Annotated in this window: 22 protein-coding genes; 7 read left to right on the top strand and 15 right to left on the bottom strand. The window is 70.3% G+C overall.

From position 1 onward, the window contains the following. Positions 1-28 precede the first annotated feature (28 nt). Genes Q0747_RS08140 through Q0747_RS08125 form a run of 4 tightly spaced genes read right to left on the bottom strand, consistent with a single transcriptional unit; the run spans position 29 to position 3,863 of the window. Positions 29-1,723: a cell wall metabolism sensor histidine kinase WalK gene (locus Q0747_RS08140; protein ID WP_298253412.1), complete on the bottom strand. Its 1,695-nt coding sequence runs from the start codon at positions 1,721-1,723 to the stop codon at positions 29-31. Next, positions 1,701-3,059, bottom strand: a complete 1,359-nt coding sequence (nhaA, locus tag Q0747_RS08135) for a Na+/H+ antiporter NhaA (RefSeq protein WP_298253410.1) — start codon at positions 3,057-3,059, stop codon at positions 1,701-1,703. Before nhaA ends, Q0747_RS08140 begins: the two co-directional genes overlap by 23 nt. 41 nt (positions 3,060-3,100) lie before the next feature. Then, positions 3,101-3,322 carry an SCO4848 family membrane protein gene (locus Q0747_RS08130; protein WP_298253408.1) on the bottom strand — a complete coding sequence of 74 codons (222 nt, stop codon included), beginning with the start codon at positions 3,320-3,322 and terminating at the stop codon, positions 3,101-3,103. Positions 3,323-3,365: 43 nt separating this feature from the next. Then, positions 3,366-3,863 (bottom strand): DUF2505 domain-containing protein, encoded by a 498-nt coding sequence (locus Q0747_RS08125; protein WP_298253406.1) that lies wholly within the window; start codon positions 3,861-3,863, stop codon positions 3,366-3,368. Between the two features lie 244 nt (positions 3,864-4,107). Here Q0747_RS08125 and mfd point away from each other — a divergent pair, with 244 nt between their 5' ends. Then, positions 4,108-7,704: a transcription-repair coupling factor gene (gene mfd / locus Q0747_RS08120; RefSeq protein WP_298253404.1), complete on the top strand. Its 3,597-nt coding sequence runs from the start codon at positions 4,108-4,110 to the stop codon at positions 7,702-7,704. A 237-nt stretch (positions 7,705-7,941) separates the two neighbouring features. On the opposite strand, the gene Q0747_RS08115 is transcribed toward mfd, so the two are convergent. The 4 genes from Q0747_RS08115 to Q0747_RS08100 form a co-directional block, all read right to left on the bottom strand. Further along, positions 7,942-8,229 carry a hypothetical protein gene (locus Q0747_RS08115; protein ID WP_298253402.1) on the bottom strand — a complete coding sequence of 96 codons (288 nt, stop codon included), beginning with the start codon at positions 8,227-8,229 and terminating at the stop codon, positions 7,942-7,944. Between the two features lie 62 nt (positions 8,230-8,291). Next, positions 8,292-8,972, bottom strand: a complete 681-nt coding sequence (deoC, locus tag Q0747_RS08110; RefSeq protein WP_298253400.1) for a deoxyribose-phosphate aldolase — start codon at positions 8,970-8,972, stop codon at positions 8,292-8,294. Positions 8,973-9,059: 87 nt separating this feature from the next. Continuing rightward, positions 9,060-10,802, bottom strand: coding sequence for a phospho-sugar mutase (locus Q0747_RS08105; RefSeq protein ID WP_298253398.1), 1,743 nt, complete (start codon positions 10,800-10,802; stop codon positions 9,060-9,062). Positions 10,803-10,869: 67 nt separating this feature from the next. Next, positions 10,870-11,670: a purine-nucleoside phosphorylase gene (locus Q0747_RS08100; protein ID WP_298253396.1), complete on the bottom strand. Its 801-nt coding sequence runs from the start codon at positions 11,668-11,670 to the stop codon at positions 10,870-10,872. Between the two features lie 127 nt (positions 11,671-11,797). Here Q0747_RS08100 and Q0747_RS08095 point away from each other — a divergent pair, with 127 nt between their 5' ends. Then, positions 11,798-13,198, top strand: coding sequence for an NAD(P)H-quinone dehydrogenase (locus tag Q0747_RS08095; RefSeq protein ID WP_298253394.1), 1,401 nt, complete (start codon positions 11,798-11,800; stop codon positions 13,196-13,198). Positions 13,199-13,360: 162 nt separating this feature from the next. Continuing rightward, positions 13,361-14,773, top strand: coding sequence for an MFS transporter (locus Q0747_RS08090; RefSeq protein WP_298253392.1), 1,413 nt, complete (start codon positions 13,361-13,363; stop codon positions 14,771-14,773). A gap of 120 nt (positions 14,774-14,893) precedes the next feature. On the opposite strand, the gene Q0747_RS08085 is transcribed toward Q0747_RS08090, so the two are convergent. The 5 genes from Q0747_RS08085 to Q0747_RS08065 form a co-directional block, all read right to left on the bottom strand. Then, positions 14,894-16,717, bottom strand: a complete 1,824-nt coding sequence (locus Q0747_RS08085) for a biotin carboxylase N-terminal domain-containing protein (RefSeq protein WP_298253390.1) — start codon at positions 16,715-16,717, stop codon at positions 14,894-14,896. A 107-nt stretch (positions 16,718-16,824) separates the two neighbouring features. Next, complete coding sequence (locus Q0747_RS08080; RefSeq protein WP_298253388.1) at positions 16,825-17,457, bottom strand: nucleoside triphosphate pyrophosphatase; 633 nt, start codon at positions 17,455-17,457, stop codon at positions 16,825-16,827. Between the two features lie 129 nt (positions 17,458-17,586). Beyond that, the gene (locus Q0747_RS08075) at positions 17,587-18,147 is read right to left on the bottom strand and encodes a hypothetical protein (protein ID WP_298253386.1); all 561 of its coding nucleotides are present in this window, start codon (positions 18,145-18,147) and stop codon (positions 17,587-17,589) included. Positions 18,148-18,282: 135 nt separating this feature from the next. Beyond that, on the bottom strand, positions 18,283-19,698 hold the full coding sequence (locus tag Q0747_RS08070) for a dicarboxylate/amino acid:cation symporter (RefSeq protein ID WP_298253761.1): 1,416 nt from the start codon (positions 19,696-19,698) through the stop codon (positions 18,283-18,285). Positions 19,699-19,853: 155 nt separating this feature from the next. Beyond that, the gene (locus Q0747_RS08065; RefSeq protein ID WP_298253384.1) at positions 19,854-21,569 is read right to left on the bottom strand and encodes a DUF885 domain-containing protein; all 1,716 of its coding nucleotides are present in this window, start codon (positions 21,567-21,569) and stop codon (positions 19,854-19,856) included. Between the two features lie 116 nt (positions 21,570-21,685). Between Q0747_RS08065 and Q0747_RS08060 the strand changes: the two genes are divergently transcribed. Continuing rightward, positions 21,686-22,111 (top strand): hotdog fold thioesterase, encoded by a 426-nt coding sequence (locus Q0747_RS08060; RefSeq protein ID WP_367277690.1) that lies wholly within the window; start codon positions 21,686-21,688, stop codon positions 22,109-22,111. Positions 22,112-22,113: 2 nt separating this feature from the next. On the opposite strand, the gene Q0747_RS08055 is transcribed toward Q0747_RS08060, so the two are convergent. Together Q0747_RS08055 and Q0747_RS08050 are read right to left on the bottom strand one after the other, a co-directional pair. After that, positions 22,114-22,347 carry an acyl-CoA carboxylase subunit epsilon gene (locus Q0747_RS08055; protein ID WP_298253382.1) on the bottom strand — a complete coding sequence of 78 codons (234 nt, stop codon included), beginning with the start codon at positions 22,345-22,347 and terminating at the stop codon, positions 22,114-22,116. Beyond that, positions 22,344-23,927: an acyl-CoA carboxylase subunit beta gene (locus tag Q0747_RS08050; RefSeq protein WP_298253757.1), complete on the bottom strand. Its 1,584-nt coding sequence runs from the start codon at positions 23,925-23,927 to the stop codon at positions 22,344-22,346. Before Q0747_RS08050 ends, Q0747_RS08055 begins: the two co-directional genes overlap by 4 nt. A gap of 231 nt (positions 23,928-24,158) precedes the next feature. Between Q0747_RS08050 and Q0747_RS08045 the strand changes: the two genes are divergently transcribed. The 3 genes from Q0747_RS08045 (at position 24,159) to Q0747_RS08035 (ending at position 26,684) form a co-directional block, all read left to right on the top strand. Beyond that, entirely contained in the window at positions 24,159-25,025 is an 867-nt protein-coding gene (locus Q0747_RS08045) for an NAD(P)-dependent oxidoreductase (RefSeq protein WP_298253380.1), read from the top strand. Positions 25,026-25,196: 171 nt separating this feature from the next. Beyond that, complete coding sequence (locus Q0747_RS08040; RefSeq protein WP_298253378.1) at positions 25,197-26,078, top strand: biotin--[acetyl-CoA-carboxylase] ligase; 882 nt, start codon at positions 25,197-25,199, stop codon at positions 26,076-26,078. 9 nt (positions 26,079-26,087) lie between these two features. After that, positions 26,088-26,684 (top strand): PH domain-containing protein, encoded by a 597-nt coding sequence (locus Q0747_RS08035; RefSeq protein WP_298253375.1) that lies wholly within the window; start codon positions 26,088-26,090, stop codon positions 26,682-26,684. Positions 26,685-26,844: the final 160 nt, after the last annotated feature.

The raw sequence follows: 26,844 nt of genomic DNA, 5'->3' as shown, positions 1-26,844 counted from the left end.
AGCGTGCCGTGTCGGACCCCGTCCCGCCTCAGTCCTGGGGGAGCAGGACGGTGAAGCAGGTCCCCTTACCCAGATCGCTCCTCACCGAGATGGCTCCGTTGTGCTCGCCGACGATGCTCCGGGTGATCAGCAGCCCCAGACCGACACCGGTCACGCCGGTGGAGCGTACGGAGGCCGAGCGGAAGAAGCGGTCGAACACGTGCTGCACCTCCTCGGGCGCGATACCGATGCCCGTGTCCTCCACCTCGATCCGCAGGGTGGTGCCGTCCAGTGCGGCGTCGAGGGTGATCCTGCCGCCGGGACGGTTGTACTTCACGGCGTTGCTCAGCAGATTGTCGACGACCTGTCCGAGCCGGTCGGGGTCGACGACGGCGGGCAGGGAGGCCGGCGCCCGGTTGACGAGGTGCAGCCCCGCACGCGTCGCGCGGACGAGCGCCGATTCGGCCGCCTCCGCCAGGATCACGCCGACATCCGTCCGGACGGGGCTCACCTCGAAGGTCCCGGCGTTGATGGCCAGGAAGTCCTCCACCAGCCGTTCCAGCCGCAGCGCGTTCCGCCGTGCCACCCGGAGATAGTGCCGGGCCTGGTCGGGCAGGTCCGCCTCGAGTTCGAGGGCGACGTCGAGATAGCCGAGGATGGAGGTCAGCGGCGTCCTGAACTCGTGCGAGACACTCGCGAGGAAACGGTCCTTGGCCTGCAGCGCGAGCATGAGCTCCGTGATGTCGCTGAAGGACACCACGGTCCCGGCGAAGGCCCCGTCGTCGTCGCGCAGGCTGGTCGAGGAGACGCTGATGGCACGCTGCATCGGCGGGGTGCCGGCCCAGATCTGGAGGGACTCGAGGTCCTCACCGTCGATGGCCCGCCGGACCGGGCGCTCCGCGGGCGGGAGCGGGGTTCGGCCGTCCGGCCCGAAGATCAGCAGGTCGCTCTCGCTCGGGTCGGTGTTGCCCTCCGGCGCTGCCGCGAGGTGGGACTCCCGCTGGCGGGCGTTCATCAGGATGTCGTGGCCATCGGCATCGACGGCCAGGAGCCCCACGCGGACGGTCTCGAGCACGGTGTCCAGCAGTCGCTCGCGTGCCCGGGCCTCCTTCGCACTCTGCCGCAGGGCACGCTCCGAGGCCAGGAGTGCCGCCTGCCGCCGCCGGTTGTCCTTCATGAGGCTCGAGACGAACCAGGTGAGGCCGGCGAGGACCACCGGCAGCAGGATCAGGCCGGGAAGACCTCCCAGCACCAGCGGAGCGCCCCCGAGGATCGGCGGCAACGAGACGAGGAGGGTCGTGGCACCGAAGGTCAGGGCGACCGCCGCCGCCGTCCGCACCTTGGACGCGGCGATCCACACCGCCGGGAGTGCAGCCAGCAGGCCCGTGCCCGAGAGGGTCTCGCCCGCACCGAAACGCACCAGACCGATCACCAGCAGATTCAGCAGCGGCAGGGCCAGCGGCGACCACGAAGGCAGCGTCGACCAGGGCGTCACCAGGGCGACGACCGTCACCACGAGACCCAGGATCCAGCCGGCCAGGAGGACGCCGGGCGAACCCGTGGCGTCCCGGATCAGCAGGCCGAGCACCACGGCCAGCGTCACGATCACGGTGAGCCCCACCTGGCTCAGGACGATCGACCGTCGGCGGGCCGGACCGGACGGATCGGCGAGGGCCGATTCCGCGGCGATCTGCCGTTCGGCCCGGGCCTCGGAGAACGCGCTAATCGCGGTTCTCGAAGACATCGGGCACGCCGTCGTCGTCGGAGTCGATCTTCTCCTCCTCGGCCATCGCGCGGTATCTCCTGTTGCGGATGCGCAGGACGACGGTGGCCAGGAGGGCGGCCGTCAGGGAGGCCATGAGGATGGCGACCTTGGCGTGGTCGTCGTGCGGGGACCCCGCCCCGAAGCTCAGATCGTTGACGAGCAGCGAGACCGTGAAGCCTACGCCCGCGAGGACGCCCACGCCGAGCAGGTCCCACCAGCTCAGGCCCGGGTCGAGATTCGCCCGCGTGGTCTTGGTGACGAGGAAGGTGGTGAGCAGCACCCCGGTGGGCTTGCCGACCACGAGCCCGAGCACGATCCCGATGAGGACCGGGTCCGAGAGCGCGGAGACGAAACCCTCCATCCCTCCGATCGCGACGCCGGCGGAGAAGAACGCGAAGACCGGTACCGCGAAGCCCGTGGAGAGGGGACGGAAGCGATGCTCCAGGACCTCGGCGAGACCGGGCTTGTTGGGGCGCGGCAGGGCGGGCTTGCCGTTGGGCTTGCGGCGCAGCACGGGGACGCAGAACCCGAGCAGCACGCCGGCCACCGTCGCATGCACCCCGGAGGCATGCATGAGGGCCCAGGTGGCGGCCCCGAGCGGCAGCAGGATCAGCCAAGGACCGCGCGTGGTCCTCCCGAAGAACTTGGGCTTGCGCTGTGCCAGGAGGGCGAACAGGCCCAGCGGCAGGAGCATCCACAGGAGGAAGACGAGGCTGACGTCCTCGGAGTAGAAGAAGGCGATGATGGCGATGGCGATGAGATCGTCTACGACGGCCAGCGTGAGCAGGAACAGGCGCAGCGCGCCGGGCAGGTGGGAGCCGATGACGGCCAGGACCGCGAGGGCGAAGGCGATGTCGGTCGCGGTCGGGATGGCCCAGCCGCGCAGCGTGTCCGGCGAGGACAGGTTGACCACCGTGTAGATCACGGCCGGCACGACGACGCCGCCGAACGCGGCTGCCACGGGGACGATGGCGCGGCTGATCTTCCGGAGATCCCCCGCGACGAACTCGCGCTTGAGCTCCAGTCCGGTGAGGAAGAAGAAGACCGCCAGCAGTCCGTCCGAGGCCCACGTCCCGACGGAGAGCTTCAGGTGCCACGGCTCGTAGCCGAACTCGAAGTCGCGGACGGCGAAGTAGGCATCACCCCACGGCGAGTTGGCCCAGAGGATCGCGAGCACCGCCGCGATGAGCAGCAGGATGCCACCCACGGTCTCCTTGCGCATGAGTTCGCTGATGCGCATGTACTCGGGATAGCTGGGCCGCTGCAGGATGACGGCGCGTGCGCGGACGGGCTCCGGGGACTTGTCGTGTGCCATCAGGTCTCTTCCACTGGTGGGCGATTCGTGTGAACGGACGATCAGGCGACGAGGGCGCGTACGCCGATGACGGCGGTCGCCGCGCCGAGGATCATGGACGTGGAGACGAGCATGATGTGGACCTTCAGGAACCGGGTGCCCCTGCCGTCCCCGTCGCGGGAGCGCGGATCCCTGAGGACACGGCGCAGGAACGGCGGCCAGACGACGAGCGACCAGACGCCGGAGAGGATCAGGACGAGGGCCAGGGGAGTGGGGAGGTTCACTGGGGTGTCTTTCGCGATCGGGTGCGGTCGGGGTGGGTGCGGGTCAGTGCTGCTCGAGCCAGGTCCGGGCCTCGGCGGCCTGGACGTTCAGCGCCTTCCCGATCATCGGCTCGGCGGCCCCGGCGATCCTGCTCCCGAGGAAGGGGACGGACGACGTCACGGCGCCCTGCAGGTCGACCACCGTGTCCGTGGCGTGGGGGATCAGCCGCTGGACGGCGGTGACATTGAGGGGAACCCCCGCGACCGTCATCTCGAGTGTCGACTGACGGCCGCCGTCCGGCGACGGCGGGTCCCATCGCTCGGTCTGCGTGACCGAGAGGGTCTCACCCACGAACTTGCGCGCCACGTCCGGGAGGCGCTCCGTGGGCAGGGTGCGCACGATCGTGACCGTGAAGGCCCCGGCCGTGTCGCCGTCGACGACGAGCGACTCCAGCGATCCGCCGACGTGCTCGCTCATGTGCCGCACGAAGCCCTCGTCGGTGAACACCCCCACGATGGTGGCGGCGTCGTAGGGGAGGGTGGTGGAAGCATTCAGTGCCATGGATCCTCCGGGGGTGGTGGCGGGCAGCCGCTGGCGCGGGGTCTTTCGCCATCCTACGACGTGGCCCGTTGATTCGAAGCTCCGACGAAGGCGAAGCGTCGGGGCCGCTTGCTACTGTGGAGCAGCACCCGGCGACGATCGACGTTTCCGGGTTTTCGTGCTGTCCTCCCTGCCGCTGCCGGTCCCTGTGATCCGCTCGGACCGGGACCGGCAGCGGAGGAACCATGGCTGAGGAGTCCAGTAGATGAGCCTGAACGGATTGCGCGCCGCGCTCGCCGAGGACGCGTCCTACGCGCGTGTCCGCACCAACGCGTCCCGACCGGTGGACCAGCGCAGCGCGGACCTCCAGATCGGGGCGCCGGCCGGGATGCGTGCCCCGCTGCTCGTCGAGCTGATCGAGGGTCTGGCGGAGCTCGCACCGGACGCCGACGGATCCGCCCCGCCCGTCGTCCTCGCGATAACGGCGACCGGCCGTGAGGCCGAGGACCTGTCCGCGGCGCTGCGCAGCTATCTGCCCGACGCCGCCATCGAGGAGTTCCCGAGCTGGGAGACGCTGCCGCACGAGCGGCTCTCGCCCCGATCGGACACCGTGGGCCGGCGCCTGTCCGTCCTGCGGCGGCTCGCCCACCCCGAGGGCGAACCCATCAGGGTCATCACGGCGCCCGTCCGCGCCGTCGTCCAGCCGCTCGTCGCGGGTCTCGGCGAGCTCGAGCCCGTCTCGCTGAAGGTCGGCGACGAGGTGGCGTTCTCCGCCGTCGTGCAGGCGCTCGCGGACGCGGCCTACGCACGCGTGGACATGGTCACGCACCGCGGCGAGTTCGCCGTCCGCGGCGGCATCATCGACGTCTTCCCGCCCACCGAGGACCACCCCGTCCGGATCGACTTCTTCGGCGACGAGGTGGACCAGATGCGCTGGTTCGCCGTCGCCGACCAGCGCTCCCTGACCTCGGGGGAACCGCCCGTCGCACTGTACGCCCCGCCGTGCCGCGAGATCCTCATCACGCCCACCGTCATGTCGCGGGCCGCGAAACTGCGCACCGAACTCCCCGCGGCCGCGGACATGCTGGAGAAGATCGCCGGCGGCATCGCCGTCGAGGGCATGGAGTCGCTCGCGCCCGTGCTGGTCGACGCCATGGTCCCGTTCGCGGATCAGCTGCCCGCAGGGTCGATCGCCGTCGTCGTCGAACCCGAGAAGGTGCGCTCGCGCGCGCACGATCTCGCGGCCACGAACGAGGAGTTCCTGGCCGCCGCGTGGTCCACGGCGTCCGACGGCGGGGCCGCGCCGCTCGACCTCGGGGAAGGACTGGGACTCGATCTGCGGGAGGCCAGCTTCCGCTCGCTCACCGACACCCGGGCCACGATGCTCGCCAGATCGGTCGCGTGGTGGGGCATCACCTCGTTCGGGGCGGACGAGGAGCTCAGCGACGTCGACAGCTTCACCCTCCGGGCACGGGAGCCGCGCGGCTACCAGGGCGACGTGGCCGAGATGATGGACTTCATCGGCAGCAGGGTCCGGGACCAGTGGCGCGTGGTGGTCGCCACCGAGGGCCCCGGGCCGGCGAAGCGCCTCGCCGAACTGTTCCGGGACAGCGACATCCCCGCGCGGATCGTCGACTCCCTGGAAGGATCCCCGCAGCCGGGCATCATCGAGATCACGACGGCGTGTGCCGGCCGGGGATTCGTGGTGGACGGGCTCCGGATGGGACTGCTGACGGAGGCGGACCTGCTCGGGCGCACGAGCGCCGCGGGCACGCGCGACATGCGCAAGATGCCCTCCCGGCGACGGAACGCCGTCGATCCGCTGCAACTCAAGGAGGGCGACTTCGTGGTCCACGAGCAGCACGGCGTGGCGAGATTCGTCGAACTGATGCAGCGCTCCACCGGCGCCGGTCCCACGCGGACCACGCGGGAGTACCTCGTGCTCGAGTACGCGCCCTCGAAGCGTGGCGCGCCCGGCGACCGGCTCTTCGTACCCACCGACCAGCTGGACCAGGTGACCCGCTACGTCGGCGGTGACGCGCCGGCGCTGAGCAAGATGGGCGGATCCGACTGGAGCAGGACGAAGAGCCATGCGCGCAAGGCCGTCAAGGAGATCGCCGGTGAGCTGATCCGGCTGTACTCGGCCCGCATGGCCTCCCGCGGTCACGCGTTCGGCGCCGACACCCCCTGGCAGCGCGAGCTCGAGGAGGCCTTCCCCTACGTGGAGACGCCCGATCAGCTCACCACCATCAACGAGGTCAAGGCCGACATGGAGCGCGAGGTGCCGATGGACCGGCTCGTCTCGGGCGACGTCGGCTACGGCAAGACGGAGATCGCCGTGCGCGCGGCCTTCAAGGCGGTGCAGGACGGCAAGCAGGTCGCCGTGCTCGTACCCACCACGCTCCTGGTGCAGCAGCACTTCGAGACGTTCTCCGAGCGGTTCTCCGGCTTCCCCGTCAACGTCCGGGCGCTCTCGCGCTTCCAGACCGCGAAGGACTCCCGGGAGACCGGTGAGGGCCTCTCCTCGGGGGCGGTCGACGTCGTGATCGGGACGCACCGCCTGCTCTCCAAGGAGGTCGCCTTCAAGGACCTGGGCCTCGTGATCGTCGACGAGGAGCAGCGTTTCGGCGTGGAGCACAAGGAGGCGCTCAAGAAGATGCGCACCAATGTGGACGTCCTGGCCATGAGTGCCACACCGATCCCGCGGACGCTCGAGATGTCGCTGACGGGGATCCGGGAGACCTCCACGCTCGCCACGCCGCCCGAGGAGCGCCACCCGGTGCTCACCTACGTGGGCCCCTACACCGACAAGCAGGCCTCCGCCGCCATCCGGCGCGAGCTGATGCGCGAGGGTCAGGTGTTCTTCGTGCACAACCGGGTCTCCTCGATCGACCGCACCGCGGCCCAGCTGCGCGAGCTGGTCCCGGAGGCGCGCATCGCCGTGGCGCACGGGCAGATGACGGAGTCCCGGCTCGAACAGATCATCGTGGACTTCTGGGAGAAGCGCTTCGACGTCCTGGTGTGCACCACGATCATCGAGACCGGCCTGGACATCTCCAACGCCAATACGCTGATCGTGGACCGTGCCGATTCCTACGGGCTCTCGCAGCTCCATCAGCTGCGCGGGCGGGTGGGACGCGGGCGGGAGCGGGCGTACGCCTACTTCCTCTACCCGTCGGAGAAGCCGCTGGGCGAGGTGGCCCTCGAGCGCCTGAAGGCCGTCGCCGCGCACAACGAGCTCGGTGCCGGCATGCAGCTGGCCCTGAAGGACCTCGAGATCCGCGGTGCGGGGAACATGCTCGGCGGTGAGCAGTCGGGGCACATCCAGGGCGTCGGCTTCGATCTCTACATCCGGTTGGTCGGCGAAGCCGTCGCGTCCTTCCGGGGGGAGGCCGAGGAGAAGGCGGCGGAGATGAAGATCGAACTGCCCGTCAACGCGCACCTGCCGCACGACTACGTGCCGGGGGAGCGGCTCCGCCTCGAGGCCTACCGCAAGCTGGCCTCGGCGGTGACGGACGAGGCGATCGACGCGGTGGTCGCCGAGCTGAAGGACCGCTACGGCGAGCCTCCGGCGGCGGTGGACAATCTCATCGCGGTCGCCCGCTTCCGGGTGGCCGCCCGGGCGCTCGGTCTGACGGACGTGGCGCTACAGGGGAACTTCATCAAGTTCTCGCCGGCGGAGCTGCCGGAGTCCAAGCAACTCAGGCTCGCCCGCCTGTACCCCGGGGCCACCATCAAGCCCGCGCTCAACGCGGTGCTCGTGCCCAAGCCGAAGACCGCGCGGATCGGCGGACGCGACCTCGTGGACGCCGACATCCTGGCGTGGGCGGGTAACGTCCTCGACGCCGTCTTCACGCCGTGACCTGCGGCTCCGGCCCGAGGGGGCCGGAGCTCGTCAGGAACACAGCTCGTCAGGAATGCAGCTGGTCAGGAACACAGCCCGTCAGGAACACAGCCCGGGAAGCACAGCCCGGGAAGCACAGCCGTACAGACGTACAACCTGGTGGAAACAGGAAGGAGGCCGTCCCCCGACGGGGACGGCCTCCTTCGGTGCTTCGCGGCGCTCGGGCGCCTGGTCGACGCCTCAGGAGCCGACGCCTCAGGAGCCGACGCCCGCCGAGGTCTGCTTCGCGTCGCTCTGCCTGCCCTCCGCGAGGTCGTAGCCGGTGTCGGCCCGACCGATGATGCCCTGCGGGATGAAGAACGCGATGAAGGCGAGGACGACGAGCGCGCCCATGGGCCAGATGTTCTGCGGCGTGAACCAGGTCAGCAGGTAGACGCCCAGCACGAACATGCCGAACATGAGCACGAAGACCACGATGTTCTCGACGAGGTGGCCCTTGCCCGCGTGCTCGGGTTCCCGCTGGACGGCTGCTTCGTGTGACATGTGCTCTCCTTGGTTCGACTGGTTCGACTGGTTCGACTGGTTCGACTGGTTCGGGGTCCGGCTCAGTACTCCGCTGTGCCCTGCTCACCTCTAACGATAGCGACTCCCGAGCTCGCGCCGATACGTGTGGCTCCGGCCTCGATCATGGCGCGGGCGTCGGCGAGCGAGCGGACGCCCCCGGAGGCCTTGACGCCGAGGTCCGGGCCGACCGTGCGGCGCATCAGCGCGACATCCTCGACGGTGGCCCCGCCCCCGTTGAAACCGGTGGAGGTCTTCACGAAGTCCGCCCCGGCCTCGACCGCGGCCTCGCAGGCGAGGATCTTCTGGTCGTCGGTGAGCAGCGCGGTCTCGATGATCACCTTGAGGACGGCGTCCTGCTCGTGGACCGCCTCGGCCACGGCGCGGATGTCCTGGACGAGGGCATCCTTCTCCCCGGCGCGGGCTGCCGCGATGTCGATCACCATGTCGATCTCGTCGGCGCCGTCGGCGACCGCCCCGCGGGCCTCGAAGACCTTGACCTCGGTGGGCGTGGCGCCGAGCGGGAAGCCGATCACGGAGCACGTCAGGACCTCGGTGTCCTTCACGACGGTGCGCACGGTGCTGACCCAGAGGGGATTCACGCAGACGGACTTGAACGAGTACTCGACCGCTTCCCGGCACAGCTCGAGGATCTGCTCACGGCTGGCGTCGGGCTTCAGCAGGGTGTGGTCGATGTAGGTGGCGAGGGAGACGTCGGTAGTCATGGTTCCATCCTTCCACGGCGCCGCCCGTGGGTGGACGCCGGGCGGCGCCCCGGCGGTCCCGCGTCGGGTCCTGCGTCGGGTCCTGGTTCAGAGGCCGAGGGCTGCCGCGACGTCCTGCTTCACGGCGTCGAGCCGGAGGCGCGCGGTGTCCTTCGCCTCGGCGAGGGCGGCGGCGGACGCGGCGGGCTCCACGACCTCGAGATAGCACTTCAGCTTCGGCTCCGTGCCGCTGGGCCGGATGATGACGCGCGTCTGGTCGCGGGTCAGGTAGAGCAGCCCGTCCGTGGGCGGCAGCTGCGCCGACCCGTCGGCGAGGTCCTCGGCGACCTCCACCGGGGACTGCGCGAACGACGACGGCGGGTCCTGCCGCAGCGCGCCCATCATGGTCCCCAGCAGATCGAGCGTGTCGACCCGCACCGACAGCTGGTCGGAGGCGTGCAGGCCGTGCTCGAGGTAGGCGTCGTCCAGCAGGTCGAACAGCGTGCGTCCCGCGGCCTTCGTCGCCGCGGCGAGTTCGGCCAGGAGCAGCGCGGCGGAGATGCCGTCCTTGTCGCGGACGAGCTCCGGCGCGACGCAGTAGCCCAGGGCCTCCTCGTACCCGAACGCGAGGTCGTGCACGCGCGCGATCCACTTGAAGCCGGTCAGGGTCCGGGCATGCTCGATGCCGGACGCCCGGGCGACACGTTCCAGGAGCCGCGAGGACACGATCGAGTTCGCGAAGACCCCCGTGTCCTCCCCGGTCGCCGTCGGTGACATCGGTTCGTCCAGCGTGCGCCCCGCCAGGTGCAGTCCGAGTAGCGTCCCCACCTCGTCGCCCCGGAGCATCCGCCAGGCGCCGCTGGCGGGCTCGCGGGCGGCGAGGGCCACACGGTCCGCGTCCGGGTCGTTGGCGATCACGAGATCGGCGTCGACCTGCGCGGCCGTCTCCAGGGCGAGGTCGAGCGCGCCGGGCTCCTCCGGATTGGGGAACGCGACGGTGGGGAAGTCCGGATCGGGCTCGGCCTGGGCCTGGACGACGGTGACATCGTCGAACCCGGCGGCGGCGAGCACGGACAGCGCCGTCCTGCCGCCCACCCCATGGAGCGGGGTGAGGACGATCCGCAGGTCCCGGGCCGTGCTCGCCGGATCGGCGAGGGCCGCCACGGAGGCCACGTAGTCGTCCTCGAGACTCCCGGGCAGGACCGTCCAGCCGTCCGGGGCGAGGTCCACGGTGTCCACGGCCGCGATGTGTGCGGCGATCGCCCCGTCGTGGGGGGCGACGATCTGGACCCCCCGGGCGTCCTCCTCGACCGCCCGGCCGCCGAGGTACACCTTGTAGCCGTTGTCCTGCGGCGGGTTGTGGCTCGCGGTGACCATGATGCCCACCTCGCACTCCAGGGCGCGGATGGCGTAGGCGAGCACCGGGGTCGGCAGTTCCCGCGGCAGCAGGAACGTGTCGATGCCGGCGGCCGTGAGGATCGCGGCGGTCTCCTCGGCGAAGATGCGCGAGTTGTGGCGGGCGTCGAACCCGACGACGGCGCGTGGCACGTAGGCGCCTGCTGCGAGGTCCTGTGCGTGGGCGGCGACACCGGCGGCGGCCCGGCGCACCACTACGCGGTTCATGCGGTTCGGCCCGGCGCCGAGGGCAGCCCGGAGACCTGCGGTCCCGAAGACCAGCGGCCCGGAGAATCGGTCGCGGAGCTCCTGCTCCGGTCCCTCGGAGCCACCGGAGCCACCGGAGCGCACCTCGGCCAGGAGTGCCCGGAGTTCGGCCGCGGTGTGCGGATCCGGGTCGTGCTCGGCCCAGGCGTCGGCGGTGGCGAGGAGGGCGTGCAGGTCGGGGGTGGTCATGCTGGTCCCTCTCGGTGGGCGACGGTGGCCGGAGCGGCGACGGATAGGGGTGTGCGGAGCCGGGTGGTCAGAGCGAGCCGACGATGTCGGCCAGCAGGCGGGAGATCCGCGGCCCGGCCTGTGCGCCGGCCTCGATGACCTCGGCGTGGCTGAGGGGGGCCGGGCTGATGCCGGCCGCCAGGTTCGTCACCAGCGAGATGCCGAAGACCTCCATCCCGGCGTGGCGGGCGGCGATGGCCTCCAGCGCGGTGGACATCCCCACCAGGTCGGCCCCGATCCGCTGGGCGTACCGGACCTCGGCCGGAGTCTCGTAGTGCGGGCCGGTGAACTGGGCGTAGACGCCCTCCTCCAGCGTGGGATCCACCCGCCGGGCCACCTCACGCAGCCGGGCGGAGTAGAGATCGGTCAGATCCACGAAGGTGGCGCCCTCGAGGGGGGAGGCGGCGGTCAGATTGATGTGGTCGCTGATCAGCACGGGGGTCCCGGGCTGCCAGTGCTCCTGCAGACCGCCGCAGCCGTTGGTGAGGATCATCGTGGTCGCGCCGGTCGCGGCGGCGGTCCGCACGCCGTGCACCACCGACCGGACGCCCTTGCCCTCGTAGAAGTGGGTCCTGGCCCCCAGTACCAGGGCCCGGGACCCGCCCGGCGTGAGGATGGAGCGGACGGTTCCCGTGTGTCCCACGACGGCGGGGGCGGAGAAGCCCGGGATGTCCGCTGCGTCGAGGGTGTGGGTGGTCTCGCCGATCAGCTCCGCGGCCTCGCCCCAGCCGGAGCCGAGGACGAGCGCGGTGTCGTGGTGGTCGATCCCGGTGGCACGGGCGATGTGGGCAGCGGCGTTACGCGCCAGCTCGAAAGGTTCTGAGGTCACCGCACCAACGTACCTCCTGTGCGGTCCGGGCGCGGGGCACGGCGTGGGGGCACGGCGCGGGGGCACGTCGAAGGGTCCGCCCGAAGCCTCGTTTCGGCCTGTCGGTGGCATGCGCGATAATCGGGGCGTGCCTAATCAACTCGATCTCAGCTCACTGCGCCTCACCGTCCTGGGTGGGGGGCCCGGGGGTTACGAGGCCGCCATGGTCGCCGCATCGCTCGGCGCGAAGGTCACGATCGTGGAGCGCCAGGGACTCGGCGGTTCCGCGGTCCTGACCGACGTGGTCCCGTCGAAGACCCTCATCGCCACGGCGGACACCATGACGCGCTTCACGGACGCGAGCGGCCTCGGTGTGCGGTTCTCCGCCGACAGCTCGGTCTTCGCGGACCTGGACAAGGTCAACCAGCGCCTGCTGAAACTGGCGATGGAGCAGTCCTCGGACATCCGGGCCACCCTCGAGCGCCTCGGCGTCCGCGTGATCATCGGCAGCGGGAAGCTGCTCGACGAGCTCCGGGTGGAGGTGGAGGCGGACGGGGGGACCAGCATCGTCGAGGCCGACGCCGTCCTGCTCGCCGTCGGCGCCACGCCGCGCGAGCTGCCGAGCGCCGTGCCCGACGGCGAACGCATCTTCAACTGGACGCAGCTCTACAATCTGCGCGAGATCCCCGAGCACCTGATCGTGGTCGGCTCCGGCGTCACCGGTGCGGAGTTCGCCAGCGCCTACAACGGCCTCGGCTCGAAGGTCACCCTGGTCTCCAGCCGCGACCGCGTGCTCCCGGGCGAGGACGCGGACGCGGCGGAGGTCCTCGAGGGCGTCTTCACGGACCGCGGCATGACCGTCCTGTCCCGCTCCAGGGCCAGCGCCGTCGAGCGCACCGACGACGGCGTGATCGTCCGGCTGGCCGACGGTCGCAGCGTGGAGGGCAGCCACTGCCTCGTGGCGGTCGGAGCCGTTCCGCGCACGGCCGGGATCGGTCTCGAGGAAGCCGGGGTCGAACTGAGCGAGTCGGGGCACATCCAGGTGGACGGCGTCTCGCGCACCACGGCCTCGAACATCTACGCGGCAGGCGACTGCACGGGGGTCCTGGCCCTCGCGTCCGTCGCCGCGATGCAGGGCAGGATCGCCATCGCCCACCTCATGGGCGACTCGGTGACCCCGATCAAGCTCAAGCAGGTGGCCTCGAACATCTTCACCTCACCGGAGATCGCCACGGTGGGAGTGACGGAGGAGGATCTCGAATCGGGCCTGTTCCAGGGCGACGTGGTCAAGCTCTCCCTGCACACCAATGCGCGGGCGAAGATGATGAACGTCAAGGACGGCTTCGTGAAGGTCATCTCCCGCAAGGGCTCGGGCACGGTCATCGGCGGTGTGGTCGTGGGGCCACGGGCGTCGGAGCTCATCTTCCCCCTCGCGCTCGCCGTGACGAAGAAGCTCCACGTGGACGACGTGGCCAATACCTTCACCGTGTACCCCTCGCTCACGGGGTCCATCTCGGAGGCGGCGCGCCGGCTTCACGTGCACCTCTAGCGGGACCCGGCCGGGCAGCCGACGATTGTCCGGAGTGTGGACACAGCTATCCACATGATGGACGCGGATGATCGGATGGGCGTGATATTCGCTGCACCGGCGCCCGGGGCCCGGCGGCCCGGGTGGGCTGCCGACCCGGCGCCCCACCACAGAGAGTCCCACATGACGCCTTCGACCTCCGCCGGTTCCACCGGGACCACCGCACCCCTGAACTCACGGGGCCGGGTGATCTTCGCCAGCCTCATCGGCACGACCATCGAGTTCTACGACTTCTACATCTACGCCACCGCCGCGGTATTGGTGTTCCCCACCCTCTTCTTCCCCAACCAGACCTCGGCCAATCAGCTCCTGGCCTCCTTCGCCGTCTTCGGGGTGGCCTTCGTGGCCAGGCCGCTCGGGTCCGTCCTGTTCGGCCATTTCGGGGACCGGATCGGCAGGAAGGCCACCCTCGTGGCGTCGCTGCTGACCATGGGCGTGGCCACGTTCCTCATCGGGGTGCTGCCCACCGCTGAAGGAGCGGGCTGGGTGTTCTGGGCGCCGTTCCTCCTGGTGGTGCTGCGGTTCCTGCAGGGCCTGGCCCTCGGCGGCGAGTGGAGCGGGGCCGCGCTGCTGGCCACGGAGAACGCCCCGGAGGGCAAACGTGCCATCTTCGGGACCTTCCCGCAGCTCGGCGCACCGATCGGCTTCATCCTCGCGAATCTGCTGTTCGTGCTCCTGAGCACCCTCCTGACCCCGGAGGAATTCCTGCAGTGGGGCTGGCGCGTGCCGTTCCTGCTCAGCGCCGTCATGGTGATCGTGGGGCTGTATGTGCGGCTCAAGCTCATCGAGAGCGCCTCCTTCCAGAAGGTGCAGACGACGGGCAGGGTGGTCAAGCTCCCCCTCGGCACGGTGTTCAGCCGCCACTGGCGTCCACTGCTCCTCGGGACGTTCATCATGTTCGCGACCTACGTGCTCTTCTACTTCATGACGGCCTTCACGCTGACGTACGGCACGGCTCCCGCCACCGTGGAGCAGGCCAGGGAGCGGGCGGATGCCGCGGGCAAGGCCTTCGGCCAGGAGCAGATCGACAGTTTCGTGCCGGGCCTGGGCATGAGCCGCCCCGACTTCCTGTGGATGCTCATCATCGGCGTCGTCTTCTTCGGGATCTTCACGCTGGTGTCCGGTCCGCTGGCCGAGCGCTTCGGGCGGCGCCGGATGCTCCTCGCCACCACGGTGGGTATCGGGATCTTCGGGCTCCTCTGGGCGCCGCTCTTCGGCGCGGGGACCGTCGGAGCCATGGCGCTGCTGATCATCGGGTTCATCCTCATGGGCCTGACCTTCGGCCCCATGGCCGCGGTGCTCCCCGAGCTCTTCCCGGCCAATGTGCGGTACACCGGCTCGGCCGTGGCGTACAACGTCTCGAGCATGATCGGCGCCGCCCCGGCCTCCTTCATCGCCGTGGCGCTGTGGCAGGCAGCCGGCGGCAGCACCGTCCTGGTGGGGGTCTATCTGAGCGTCGCGGCCGTCGCCACGTTCGTCGCCCTGTTCCTGTCCCGCGAGACCCGCGACCACGACTACGAGAACAACGTCTCCTGAGCCGGTCCGACCGCTGCCACGGGGTGTCCCCGGCGGCAGCGGTCGGTCCCCGTATTCAGAACCCCGTACTCAGGTCCCGGCAGTCAGGTGCCCCTCCTCGGGTCCTGCGTCCCGGCGTCGTCAGTCCCTGATCGTGGCGATCACGGCGCCGGCGGAGACGGTGTCCCCGGGAGCAGCCGTCAGTCCGGTCAGGGTGCCCGCCTTGTGCGCGGTGAGGGGCTGCTCCATCTTCATGGCCTCCAGGACCACCACGAGGTCGCCCTCGGACACCACGTCACCCTCGGCCGCCGCGACCTTCACGATGGTGCCCTGCATCGGCGAGGTGAGCTCGTCGCCACCGCCGGCAGCCCTCCCCGCCCGGGCCCGCGGGGACTTCTTCGACTTCTGGCCATTGCCGTTCTTGCCGTTCGCCGACGCACCCAGTCCGGCCGGCAGTGAGACCTCGAGGCGGCGGCCGCCCACTTCCACCGTGATGGTCTGCCGCGGCCCCGGTTCCGCGGAGGCCTCGCCGGGGCCCTTCCACGGCTCGATGGAATTGTCGAACTCCGTCTCGATCCAGCGGGTGTGGACCGCGAACGCTCCGGAGGCGGGGGCGAAGGCCGGATCGACGACGACGGCGGTGTGGAAGGGCACCACGGTGGGCATCCCCTCGATGATCAGCTCGGACAGCGCCCGCCGTGCACGCTCGAGTGCGTGCTCCCTCGTGGAGCCCGTCACGATCAGCTTGGCGAGCAGCGAGTCGAAGTTGCCGCCGATCACCTCGCCGGCCTCGATCCCGGAGTCGACACGGACGCCGGGGCCCGTGGGCAGCTGGAGCGTCCGCACCGTTCCGGGGGTCGGGAGGAAGCCGCGACCGGCGTCCTCCCCGTTGATGCGGAACTCGAACGAGTGGCCGCGGACGGCGGGATCCCCGTAGCCGAGCTCCTCGCCGCGGGCGATCCTGAACTGTTCGCGGACGAGGTCGAGTCCCGTGACCTCCTCGGACACCGGGTGCTCCACCTGCAGGCGGGTGTTGACCTCCAGGAACGAGATGGTGCCGTCCTCACCCACGAGGAACTCGCAGGTCCCCGCGCCCTGGTACCCGGCTTCGCGGAGGATGGCCTTCGACGACTCGTACAGCCGCTCGTTCTGCTCGTCCGTGAGGAACGGTGCCGGGGCCTCCTCGACGAGCTTCTGATTGCGGCGCTGGAGGGAGCAGTCCCTCGTCGAGACCACGACCACACTGCCGTGGGCGTCCGCCAGGCATTGCGTCTCCACGTGGCGCGGTGCGTCGAGGAACCGCTCCACGAAGCACTCGCCGTGGCCGAAGGCCGCCGTCGCCTCGCGGACCGCGGACTCGAACATCTCCGGGATGTCCTCGATCCTGCGCACCACCTTGATCCCGCGACCGCCCCCGCCGAAGGCTGCCTTGATGGCGATGGGCAGGCCGAACTCCTCCGCGAAGCCGATCACCTCCGCGGCCGAGGAGACGGGATCCTGGGTACCCGGTACGAGGGGTGCGCCGACGCGGGCGGCGATGTGCCGCGCGCGGACCTTGTCGCCCAGCTGCGCGATGGCCTCGGGGGAGGGGCCGATCCAGGTGAGGCCGGCGTCGATGACACGCTGGGCGAAGTCGGCGTTCTCGGACAGGAAGCCGTAGCCGGGATGGATGGCGTCGGCGCCGCTGTGCCGGGCGGCCTGGAGGATCCTGTCCATGACCAGGTACGACTCGGCCGCGGTGTTCCCTCCGAGCGCGAAGGCCTCGTCGGCCATACGGACGTGCAGGGCATCGCGATCCGGGTCCGCGTACACGGCGACGGAGGTGATCCCCTCGTCCCGGGCGGCCCGGATGACGCGGACCGCGATCTCCCCGCGGTTCGCGACGAGGACCTTCGTCACCGGGTGGTGCGGCGTGCTTCCGGTCTCGGCAGGTGGTCCGGATGGGGTGGGAGGGGCTTGGCTCATGGGGCGGGGACTCCTTCTTCTCCGTTGGGAGCCTAGACCGATTTTGTCGGTTCCACCCAGGGATCGTGCTCCATGGAAGTGTCTGGTGCTGTTCCGTTGTAGGGAAGCTACAACGGAACGACGGGGGACCAGAGCTCGGTGATCGGGACGCCGAGGGAGCCCAGCAGACCTCGCAGGGTGGAGATGCTCAGGCCGACGACGGCGTGCGGGTCACCGTCCACGCGCTCGACGAAGGCTCCTCCCAGACCGTCGATGGTGAACGACCCCGCGCAGTGCAGGGGTTCGCCGGTGGCGACGTACGCGCCGATCTCGGCGGCGGTCATCCTCGCGAAGGTCACGCGCGCGGACGCCACCGCTCCGAGGGTGCCGCCGGTTCCGCCCCGACGTGTGTCGATGAGCCAGTGACCCGTGTGGAGGATGCCCGAGCGGCCCTGCATCCGGGTGATCCGCTCGATCGCGACCGCGGGATCGTAGGGCTTTCCGTGGGCTTCGCCGTCGAACTCGAAGACGGAGTCGCACCCGATCACGAGTCCGTCCCCGGCGTCGTCGAGCGCCGCGACGGCCTCCGCCTTCGCCCGTGCCAGGAGCAGGGAGGTCTCGTGCGGGTCGATCGCACCGTAGGAGGCGACGACGGCCGGTTCGTCCACCGCGGACACCACCACGTCATGGCGGATCCCCGCCTCCGTGAGGAGTCTGGTGCGGGCCGGGGACTTGGAGGCGAGGATCAGGCGGGCCGTCATGGACCAAGCGTAGGCGCAGTGAGCACGCCTCGATGTTCCGGCGTCCCTCGGCGTCTCTCGGCGTCCCCCGGTGTCCGAGCGTGCGGGGGCGTGCCCGATCCCGTCAGGACGGGACCGGGCACGGCTCCGTCACCAGTAGTGGGCGACGTCGATCACCACCCTCGACCCGTTGCCGGGGCCGGGCAGGACGAAGACGCGGACGGGAAGCCGCCCGCGGACGCCCAGGCCGATGGTGGTCTGTCCCTCGAAGCTCCCCGCGAGTGCCACCTGCCGGAACGTCGAGTATCCGGCGGTGTCGACGAGTTCGCTCGGGGTGGACGGGGAGTAGGTCGCCCTGCCCGAACCGTCATAGATCGGCGCCTTGACCGTCACGGACAGACGCGCACCGCCGCGCAGCGGGACCGCGGAACCCGACCCGGGCCGGGTCACCTGGTTCACGTAGGCCACGTGGTACCCGGAGACGGGGCCACGGGCATCGATGACCATGCGGTCGAAGCAGCCGTGGCGGCCGGACCGGACGTCGGTGATCGGGGCGGAGGAGTAGCTGGGGGCGGCCTTGACGGTCGATCCCCACGTGATGCCGCAGTAGGCGGCGGATGCCGGGGGCGCCCCTGCGAGGCCGAGGCCTGCAGTGAGGGCGACGGCGGCGAGAGTGGCGGAGAGTTTCCCCGTCAGGCGCGTTTGGTTCATGTCGCACCACCTTGTCGTACTGGATAGGTGCCACTATGATGCGCCTGCCGCAAGACGAAAGCGCCGCCGTTCGGCGATCGGCGCCGAATCGTTAGCGTCGGAGGGTGATGCGGTGGGGCGGAGGCTGTGTTCCGGTCAGCGGGCCGGAGTGGTCATGCGTCCACCCGGGACGGCGTCCACGGGTCCGGTCGCGCTGCTGTCGTCGACGAACGGGTCACCCGTCCGCTCGGCGTTGTAGAGCGCAAGATCCAGCAGCCCCTCGCGGCGGGCCACGATCGTGGGGACGAGAGCCTGACCGGCGACGTTCACGGCCGTGCGGCCCATGTCGAGGATCGGGTCGACCGCCAGCAGCAGGCCCACACCGGCCAGGGGCAGACCGAGGGTGGAGAGGGTCAGGGTGAGCATCACGACGGCGCCGGTGGTGCCGGCGGTCGCCGCAGACCCGAGCACGGAGACGAGCACGATGAGCAGGTACTGCGTGAGGTCCAGCTCGATGCCGAAGAACTGTGCCACGAAGATCGCGGCGACGGCCGGGTAGATGGCCGCGCACCCGTCCATCTTCGTCGTCGCTCCGAGGGGCACGGCGAACGACGCGTACCCGCGGGGGACGCCGAGATTGCGCTCCGTGATGCGCTGGGTGAGTGGCAGGGTGCCCACGGAGGACCGCGAGACGAAGGCCAGCTGGATGGCGGGCCAGGCGCTGGAGAAGTACTGCCTGACCGACAGCCCATGGGCCTTGATGAGGACGGGGTAGACCACGAACAGGACGAGGGCGAGGCCCACGTAGATGGCCAGCGTGAACCTCCCGAGGGATCCGATGGTGTCCCAGCCGTACACGGCCACGGCATTGCCGATCAGACCGACGGTGCCGAGCGGTGCGATGCGGATGATCCACCAGAGGACCTTCTGGATCACGGCGAGGGCCGAGGCGTTGAAGACGAGGAACGCCTCGGCCGGTGGGCCCACCTTGAGTGCGGCGATCCCGACCGCTGCGGCGACCACGAGCACCTGCAGCACATTGAAGTTCAGCGAGGTGGCGACAGCGCCCGTGTCGGCGACGGTCGAGGACGCCTGGAGGCCGAGGACGTTCGCGGGGATCAGCCCGGTGAGGAAGGCCCACCAGCTGCCGGTGGTGCCCGTGTACTCGTCGGGCTGAGCGGCTCCTGTGCCGGCGCCGGGCTGGAAGACCAGCCCGAGTCCGATGCCGATGACGACGGCGATCAGTGCTGTGATGGCGAACCACAGCAGCGTCCGGCCTGCGAGCCGCGCAGCGTTGGTGACGGCGCGGAGATTGGCGATGGAGCTGACCACGGCGGTGAAGATCAGGGGCACGACGGCGGTGCGCAGGAGGGCTACATAGCTCGAACCCAGCGTGGCGAGGGTTGTGCCCAGACCGTTCGGCGCCTCCGCGGTGTGGCCGGTGTATTTCGCCAGCAGGCCCAGGGCCACTCCGACGAGGAGGGCAGCGATGATCTGCGGTCCGAAGGAGGTGACCCAGCGGGGTAGCCTGCGCCGGGTCGAGGAAGGGCTGGTTTCGGTAGACACGCCCAGAACACTAGGGGCCGGTGCGCATCTGGTCGAAGGTGGGGTTGCGAAATATTACGGGCGTGGTCGTGGACGTCGTCGAGGGTGCTGCGACGGATCCGCGCGGGGACCGGCGCACACGGGCGGACGGAGAATTTTCCCCGTCCACCCGTGACGAACCTCTACGTCGCCGGTACGAGTGCCCGGCGCAGGGTGTCGAGGCCGACCGAGCCGAGATTCAGGGCCCGCGTGTGGAAGGCGCGGAGGTCGAAGGCCTCGCCCTCGGCCGCCCTGACCCCGTCGCGGATCTGCTCCCAGAGCCGCTGCCCGATCTTGTAGGCCGGGGCCTGCCCGGGCCAGCCGAGATAGCGCGTGTACTCGAAGTCCAGCTGCCCCTCGCTGATGGCCAGATTCTGCTGCAGGAACACGTAGCCCTTCTCCGCCGTCCAGGTCCCGGTGCCCCAGCGCTCGGGGACCTCGAGCTCGAGGTGCACCCCGATGTCGAAGACCACGCGGGCCGCACGCATGCGCTGGGCGTCCAGCATGCCGAGGCGGTCCCCCGGGTCGGAGAGGAAGCCCAGCTCCTGCATGAGCCGCTCCGCGTACAGGGCCCAGCCCTCACCCTGTCCCGAGACCCAGATGCCGTTGCGGCGCCAGGGGTTGAGCAGGGCGCGCTGGAAGACCGCCGTCGCGATCTGCAGGTGGTGCCCCGGGACGCCCTCGTGGTAGACGGTGGTGGTCTCCTTCCAGGTGGTGAAGGAGTCCTCGCCCTCCGGCACGGACCACCACATGCGGCCCGGCCGGGAGAAGTCGTCGCTCGGGCCCGTGTAGTAGATGCCGCCCTCGCTGGTCGGCGCGATCCGGCACTCGACGCGCCGCATCACGTCCGGGATGTCGAAGTGGATCCCGGCCATGGCATCGATCGCGGTGTCCGAGAGCTCCTGCATCCATCCCTGCAGGGCCTCGGTCCCGTGCAGTTGCCGTGCGGGATCCGCGTCGAGGAGAGCCATCGCCTCCTCGATCGTGGCACCCGGACGGATCTCGTCCGCGACCGCCTCCTGCTCGGCGATGACCCGGTCGAGTTCCTCGACGCCCCACCGGTAGGTCTCCTCGAGATCGACGGCAGAGCCGAGGAAGAGGCGGGACGTGAGGGCGTAGTGCTCCCTCCCCACGGCATCCTGCTCGGGTGCGGCGGGCAGGAGCTCCTCGCCCAGGAACGTGGCGAGGGAGCGGTAGGCGGTCCGGGCGGCGTCGGCCCCGGACCGCAGCTGCTGTGTGAGCGACTCGGGGAAGGCGCCGTCGTCCGTGCCCGTGGTGCTGCCGAGGGAGTCGAAGAACCCGCCGTCCTCCACGTACTTGCCGGCCTGTTCCATCACGATGGACACCTGGCGGCGGGCCGCGACGCGTCCGCGCTCGCGGCCCGCTCGCAGCGAGGAGATGTAGCCGTCGATCGCGGCGGGCACGTTCGCGAGGCGTCCGGCGATGTGGCTCCAGTCCTCGGCAGTGGCTGTCGGCATGAGGTCGAAGATGGCGCGGATGCTCTGGGCCGGGCAGGCGATGTTGTTCAGGTCGGCGTAGTCGAGCCCCGCCCCGTGGATCTCGAGGTCGAGGCCCAGGCGTTCCCGCATCGCGTCGAGGGTCACGGTGTCGACGTCGTCGGCCGGTGTCAGGTCCTCGAGGCGGAGGAGGGTCTCGCGTGCCGCCTCCGCGAGGGCCTCGAGCCCGGTGGGGGAGTAGTCGCGGTACTCCGTCTCGTGGCCGGGCAGTCCCAGCTGGGTGGCGTAGTCGGGCAGCAGCCGGAGCAGGGTCTCGTAGTACGAGGTGGCGACGGCGTCGATGGCGGTGGACTGCCGGGCCGGAGCGGAGGGCAGGGCGGAGTCGTCAGTGGTATGGGTCACGTTCCGAGCCTAGTGGCACACGGTTGCCGGAGGCTACCGATCGGGGGGCGGGTCGGTAGCGTGGGTCCCGGGTCCTGCACCCGCAGCCCCGCATCCTGCCGATGAGGAGTACACCCGTGCCACAGTTCCGTCAGCCCTCCCAGGACCATCCGATCCTCGCCGCGGATCACATGTCGGAGTGGATGGGCATCGTGGTCGAGGAGTCGACGGCCGAGGCGGCGCGGATCTCCCTGCGGCTGAGGAAGGAGATGGTCAACGGCTTCGGCATCGCCCACGGCGGCATCATCTTCGCGTTCGCCGACACCTGCTTCGCCCTGGCGTGTAACGATCCTGCCGGTGATCCGGCCGTCATCACGGTGGCCTCGGGCGCGGACATCAATTTCGTGGCTCCGGCCCGGCAGGGCGAGACGCTCACGGCGGTCGGCGCCCTGGTGTCGCGGACCGGCAGGAGCGGCGTCTACGACGTCCGTGTCACCGTCGGTGACAGGGTCGTCGCCGAGTTCCGCGGACGCAGCCGGACCATTGCTCGTCCCGCGTCGTGAGCTCAGCGGCCGCTGCGCCGCCAGGACGCGGGTCCGGGTCGCGGACCGAGGGAGAGCAGCGCGCGGCGCACCCACGACCGGGCCGGCGCCGGATCGCCGCTGGTCCGGGGTGCTCCCTGCAGTGCGACGACGACGGCGGTGAGGGCGGCGAGCTCCTCTGCGGTCGGGGAGCCCGCCACCACCGAGAAGGTCGCCCGGGATGATGCGTCGTCGTCCGTACCTGCCCGGCTGCTCACAGCGGGATGTTCCCGTGCTTCTTGGCGGGGTTCGACGCGCGCTTGTCGCGCAGGGCCCGCAGCCCCCGGACGATGTGCAGTCGTGTCTCGGAGGGCGCGATGACGGCGTCGACGTATCCGAGTTCCGCGGCCTGGTAGGGGTTCAGCAGCTCCTCCTCGTACTGCTGCACCACGTCTGCCCGGGCCGCCTCCACGTCCCCACCGGTGTCGGCCACCTCCTTGAGCTGTGCGCGGTACAGGATGTTCACCGCACCCTGGGCACCCATCACCCCGATCTGCGCCGTGGGCCAGGCCAGATTCAGATCCGCGCCGAGCTTCTTGGAGCCCATGACGATGTAGGCACCGCCGTAGGCCTTGCGCGTGATGACGGTCAGCTTGGGCACCGTGGCCTCCGCGTAGGCGTACAGGAGCTTCGCCCCGCGCCGGATGATGCCCTGGAATTCCTGGTCCTTGCCGGGGAGGAACCCGGGCACGTCGACGAGGGTCAGCAGGGGGATGTTGAACGCGTCGCAGTGGCGGACGAAGCGCGCGGCCTTCTCGGAGGCGTTGATGTCCAGGGTGCCGGCGAACTGCAGGGGCTGGTTCGCCACGATCCCGATGGTGTGCCCCTCGACCCGTGCATAGCCGATGACCAGATTCGGCGCGTACAGGGCCTGCAGCTCGAGGAAGTGGGCGTCGTCGACGATCGCCCCGATGACCGCGTGCATGTCGTAGGGCTGGTTGGCGGCGTCCGGGACGAGTGTGTCGAGGGCGAGGTCCTCGTCGGAGGGCTCCGGTTCCTCCACGAACTCGGTCAGCGGCGCCTCCGCGAGATTGTTCGAGGGGAGGTAGTCGAGCAGTTCCCGGACGAAGCCGACGGCGTCCGCCTCGTCCGTGGCGAGATAGGCCGAGGTGCCCGTGGTCGTGTTGTGCTGGCGGGCCCCGCCGAGGGTCTCCATGTCCACGTCCTCGCCGGTCACGGCCCTGATGACATCCGGGCCGGTGATGAACATGTGCGAGGTCTTGTCCACCATCACCACGAAGTCGGTCAGCGCGGGGGAGTAGGCCGCCCCACCGGCGCACGGACCCATGATGAGGGAGATCTGCGGGACCACACCGGAGGCGTGGACGTTGTTGCGGAAGATGTCGGCGAACATGGCCAGGGAGGCCACGCCCTCCTGGATGCGGGCGCCGCCGCCGTCGTTGATGCCGACCACCGGGCAGCCGTTGCGCAGCGCGAACTCCTGGACCTTGACGATCTTCTCGCCGTTGACCTGGCTCAGCGAGCCGCCGTACACGGTGAAGTCCTGGCTGTAGATCGCGATCAGCCGGCCGTCCACGGTGGCGTACCCGGAGACGACGCCGTCGCCCAGTGGCTTCTTCTTCTCCATGCCGAAGGCGGTGGAGCGGTGTACCGCCAGGGCGTCGAACTCGACGAAGGAGCCGTCGTCCACGAGCAGGTCGATGCGCTCGCGTGCGGTGTTCTTACCGCGTGCGTGCTGCTTCTCGATGGCTGCCGGGCCGGAGGGCTCCTGGGAGAGCGCTTCGCGCCTCCGGAAGTCGGCGAGCTTCCCGGCGGTGGTGGTCAGATCGGGCTGCAGGTCCTGGCGCATGGGTACTCCGGTCGGCGGATGGATGGGGCGCCGGTGCGAACTGGAGGATTCCCACAACGGACGGCGCATTCGGTCCAGTCTAGTGACCCTCTCCGGGCAGCGGGTTGTATGACTCCTACAGTTTCGTCGTTCATCACTTAGCGGCCGGACCGCTGCTGCGTCCGGGCCGCCCGGTGGGTCGGAGGAGCGTGCTCCACCCCCGGTGCTTAGGCTGGAGCCATGACAGCTTCCCCCGAAGACCATGAATCCACCCCCGGTACGTCACGATCACTCGCCGGGCGCACCGTGCTCATGTCGGGTGGGAGTCGCGGTATCGGGCTGGCGATCGCCCTGCGGGCTGCCCGCGACGGCGCGAACGTGGCCATCATGGCCAAAACCGGTGAGCCCCATCCCAAGCTCGAGGGCACGGTCCACACGGCCGCCGGGCAGATCGAGGCGGCGGGTGGACGGGCGCTGGCGATCGTGGGGGACGTGCGCAGGGACGACGACGTCAGGGCCGCCGTCGACACGACCGTCAGCACCTTCGGAGGGATCGACGTCGTGGTGAACAACGCGTCCGCGATCGACCTCTCGAAGACCCCCGACGTCGACATGAAGCGCTACGACCTCATGGCGGACATCAACGTCCGCGGCACGTTCATGCTCAGCAAGTTCTCCCTCGCCGCGCTCGAGGGGTCGGAGAATCCCCACATCCTCACCCTGTCGCCGCCGCTGAACCTCGATCCGCACTGGGCCGGGCTCCATCTGGCGTACACCATGGCGAAGTACGGGATGTCCCTGACCACCCTCGGTCTGGCGGAGGAGCTCCGCGAGGACGGGGTGGCGGTGAACTCGCTCTGGCCGGCGACCCTGATCGACACCGCTGCGATCAGGGCCATGCCGGGTGGCGACCGGCTGGTGCAGGCGGCCAGGAGCGTGCGGATCGTCGCCGACGCCGCGCACGCCGTCCTGGTCCGTGGTGCGCGGACCTGCACGGGTAATTTCTTCACCGACGAGCAGGTCCTGCGGGAGGAGGGGGTCACCGACCTCACCGGCTACAGCCTCGGTGCGCCGGAGGACGGGCTCATTTCGGACATCTTCCTCTGACGGTGCCGGCCTCTGACGGTGTCGACGGGCGCCTGCCGGAGCGTCCCGGCCGGGCGGCGCCGTGCGTCCGGAGGGAGCGGCGGCCGGGAACCGCGCCGGTACCGGGCTGGGCGCCGCAAGTCCTGGCGGGCGCCTGCCGGGGCGCCGGCCGGGGCGGATAGGATCGGTGACATGTCCTCCCGCTACTCGAATCTCGAACGCCCGGGCCTGGATACGGGCGTCCTGCGGGCAGCCGTCTGCATGCCGTCGGGTCCCATCTCCCGGCTCGATGTCCTGGCGCAGACCGGCTCGACCAATGCGGATCTGGTACAGCACGCGCAGCGGGAGCCCGCCGGGTGGCCCGATCTGAGTGTCGTCGCGGCGGAGATGCAGACCGCCGGACGCGGTCGGCTCGACCGCTCCTGGAGTGCCCCGGAGCGGTCGTCGCTGTTCGTGAGCGTGCTCCTGCGACCCGTCAACCGGCAGGGCCGCCCCGTTCCCACCACCGCCTACTCCTGGTTGTCACTCCTGGCGGCGCTGGCGCTGGCCGAGAGCGTCGAGGACCGGACGAAGATCGCGCCGCAGCTCAAATGGCCCAACGACGTCACCGTGGACGGACGCAAGCTCGCCGGTGTGCTCGCCACATTCGTGCCCGGAGCCGGGGCCGAGCCTCCCGCCGTCGTCGTGGGGGTAGGGCTCAACGTCAGCCTCACCGAGGACGAGCTCCCGGTCCCCACCGCGACGAGCCTGCTGCTGGAGTACGCCGGAACCACCGATCGCAACATCCTGCTCAAGTCCTTCCTGCGCACCTTCGCGGACCACTACCGGAGTTTCTGCGACGCGGACGGCGACGCCGCGGCTCCCTGGACCGACGGTCCGGCGCTGCGGGACCGGGTCGGGGACCGCATGGGCACGCTCGGCCAGGACGTCCGGGCCGAACTGCCGGACGGCGGCACGCTGAGTGGCCGCGCGCTCTCCCTCGACGCGCGTGGTGCCCTCGTGGTGCGCGACGACGACGGCGAACGGCACACGGTCTCGGCGGGCGACGTGGTGCATCTGCGTCCACTGGTGTAGTCCGTGCGGGTGAAACTGCTGCCGGGCGAGCGCGTGATCGTCCGGACCCGTCCCTCACTCCTGCCGCTCGCGGGACCGGTGGTCGGCGGCCTCGTCGTCCTCGCCGCCGGTGGCTTCGGGCTCGGCTACCTCGGCGGCAGGCAGCTGCCGGAGCTGGGCGACTGGCAGCCGGTGCTCCTGCTGCTCGCGATCGCCGTCGTCGTGCTCCTGCTCGTGATCGTGGTGGTGCGGCCGCTGATCCGCTGGTCCAGCACCCGCTACGTCCTCACGAGCCGCCGGCTCATCCACCGGCATGGTGCAGGCCGTCGTACCGAGCACGACATCCCCCTGTCGCCCGGCCTGCAGGTGCGGACGGAGCAGAGCCTGCTGCAGCGGTTGACCGGCAGCGGAACGCTCAGCATCGGGGCCCATGCCGCCCACGCGGAGCGGTACCGCGACGTGCCGCAGGTTGCGCGGTTCAAGGAATACCTGGGCCTGACGGTCAGCGAGCTCCCCTCCATCCGGGGCGTCGATGGTGTAGACAGGGACAGCGGTCCGCAGTACTCCCGTGAGGGGACCTCCGGCCCGTGGGAGGAATGGCACAGAGGGAGACCCGAGCAATCATGACAGTCGAGGACCGGTACGGATCCGGCGAGCCAGGCCGCTCGGACGGTCCTGCCGCCATGCCCGCGGACGCCATGGCTGCGTCCCCTTCGTCGTCAGCCCCGTCGTCGTCAGCCCTTTCGTCCACGGCCCCGATGCCTATTACCTCGCCACCTACCAGCCC

Source organism: uncultured Arthrobacter sp. (assembly GCF_947493765.1).
In the GTDB taxonomy this organism is placed as follows: Bacteria; Actinomycetota; Actinomycetes; order Actinomycetales; family Micrococcaceae; genus Arthrobacter_D.
The sequence above is the reverse complement of the archived record's forward strand: the minus strand, read 5'-3'. Positions and strand labels throughout refer to the sequence as shown.

What these genes read in the sequence shown, in the direction of transcription:
- Q0747_RS08140 (WP_298253412.1), bottom strand. Translation starts at nt 1,723, where the DNA reads ATGTCTTCGAGAACCGCGATTAGCGCGTTCTCCGAGGCCCGGGCCGAA.
- nhaA (WP_298253410.1), bottom strand. Translation starts at nt 3,059, where the DNA reads ATGGCACACGACAAGTCCCCGGAGCCCGTCCGCGCACGCGCCGTCATC.
- Q0747_RS08125 (WP_298253406.1), bottom strand. Translation starts at nt 3,863, where the DNA reads ATGGCACTGAATGCTTCCACCACCCTCCCCTACGACGCCGCCACCATC.
- mfd (WP_298253404.1), top strand. Translation starts at nt 4,108, where the DNA reads ATGAGCCTGAACGGATTGCGCGCCGCGCTCGCCGAGGACGCGTCCTAC.
- Q0747_RS08115 (WP_298253402.1), bottom strand. Translation starts at nt 8,229, where the DNA reads ATGTCACACGAAGCAGCCGTCCAGCGGGAACCCGAGCACGCGGGCAAG.
- deoC (WP_298253400.1), bottom strand. Translation starts at nt 8,972, where the DNA reads ATGACTACCGACGTCTCCCTCGCCACCTACATCGACCACACCCTGCTG.
- Q0747_RS08105 (WP_298253398.1), bottom strand. Translation starts at nt 10,802, where the DNA reads ATGACCACCCCCGACCTGCACGCCCTCCTCGCCACCGCCGACGCCTGG.
- Q0747_RS08090 (WP_298253392.1), top strand. Translation starts at nt 13,361, where the DNA reads ATGACGCCTTCGACCTCCGCCGGTTCCACCGGGACCACCGCACCCCTG.
- Q0747_RS08085 (WP_298253390.1), bottom strand. Translation starts at nt 16,717, where the DNA reads ATGAGCCAAGCCCCTCCCACCCCATCCGGACCACCTGCCGAGACCGGA.
- Q0747_RS08080 (WP_298253388.1), bottom strand. Translation starts at nt 17,457, where the DNA reads ATGACGGCCCGCCTGATCCTCGCCTCCAAGTCCCCGGCCCGCACCAGA.
- Q0747_RS08075 (WP_298253386.1), bottom strand. Translation starts at nt 18,147, where the DNA reads ATGAACCAAACGCGCCTGACGGGGAAACTCTCCGCCACTCTCGCCGCC.
- Q0747_RS08045 (WP_298253380.1), top strand. Translation starts at nt 24,159, where the DNA reads ATGACAGCTTCCCCCGAAGACCATGAATCCACCCCCGGTACGTCACGA.
- Q0747_RS08040 (WP_298253378.1), top strand. Translation starts at nt 25,197, where the DNA reads ATGTCCTCCCGCTACTCGAATCTCGAACGCCCGGGCCTGGATACGGGC.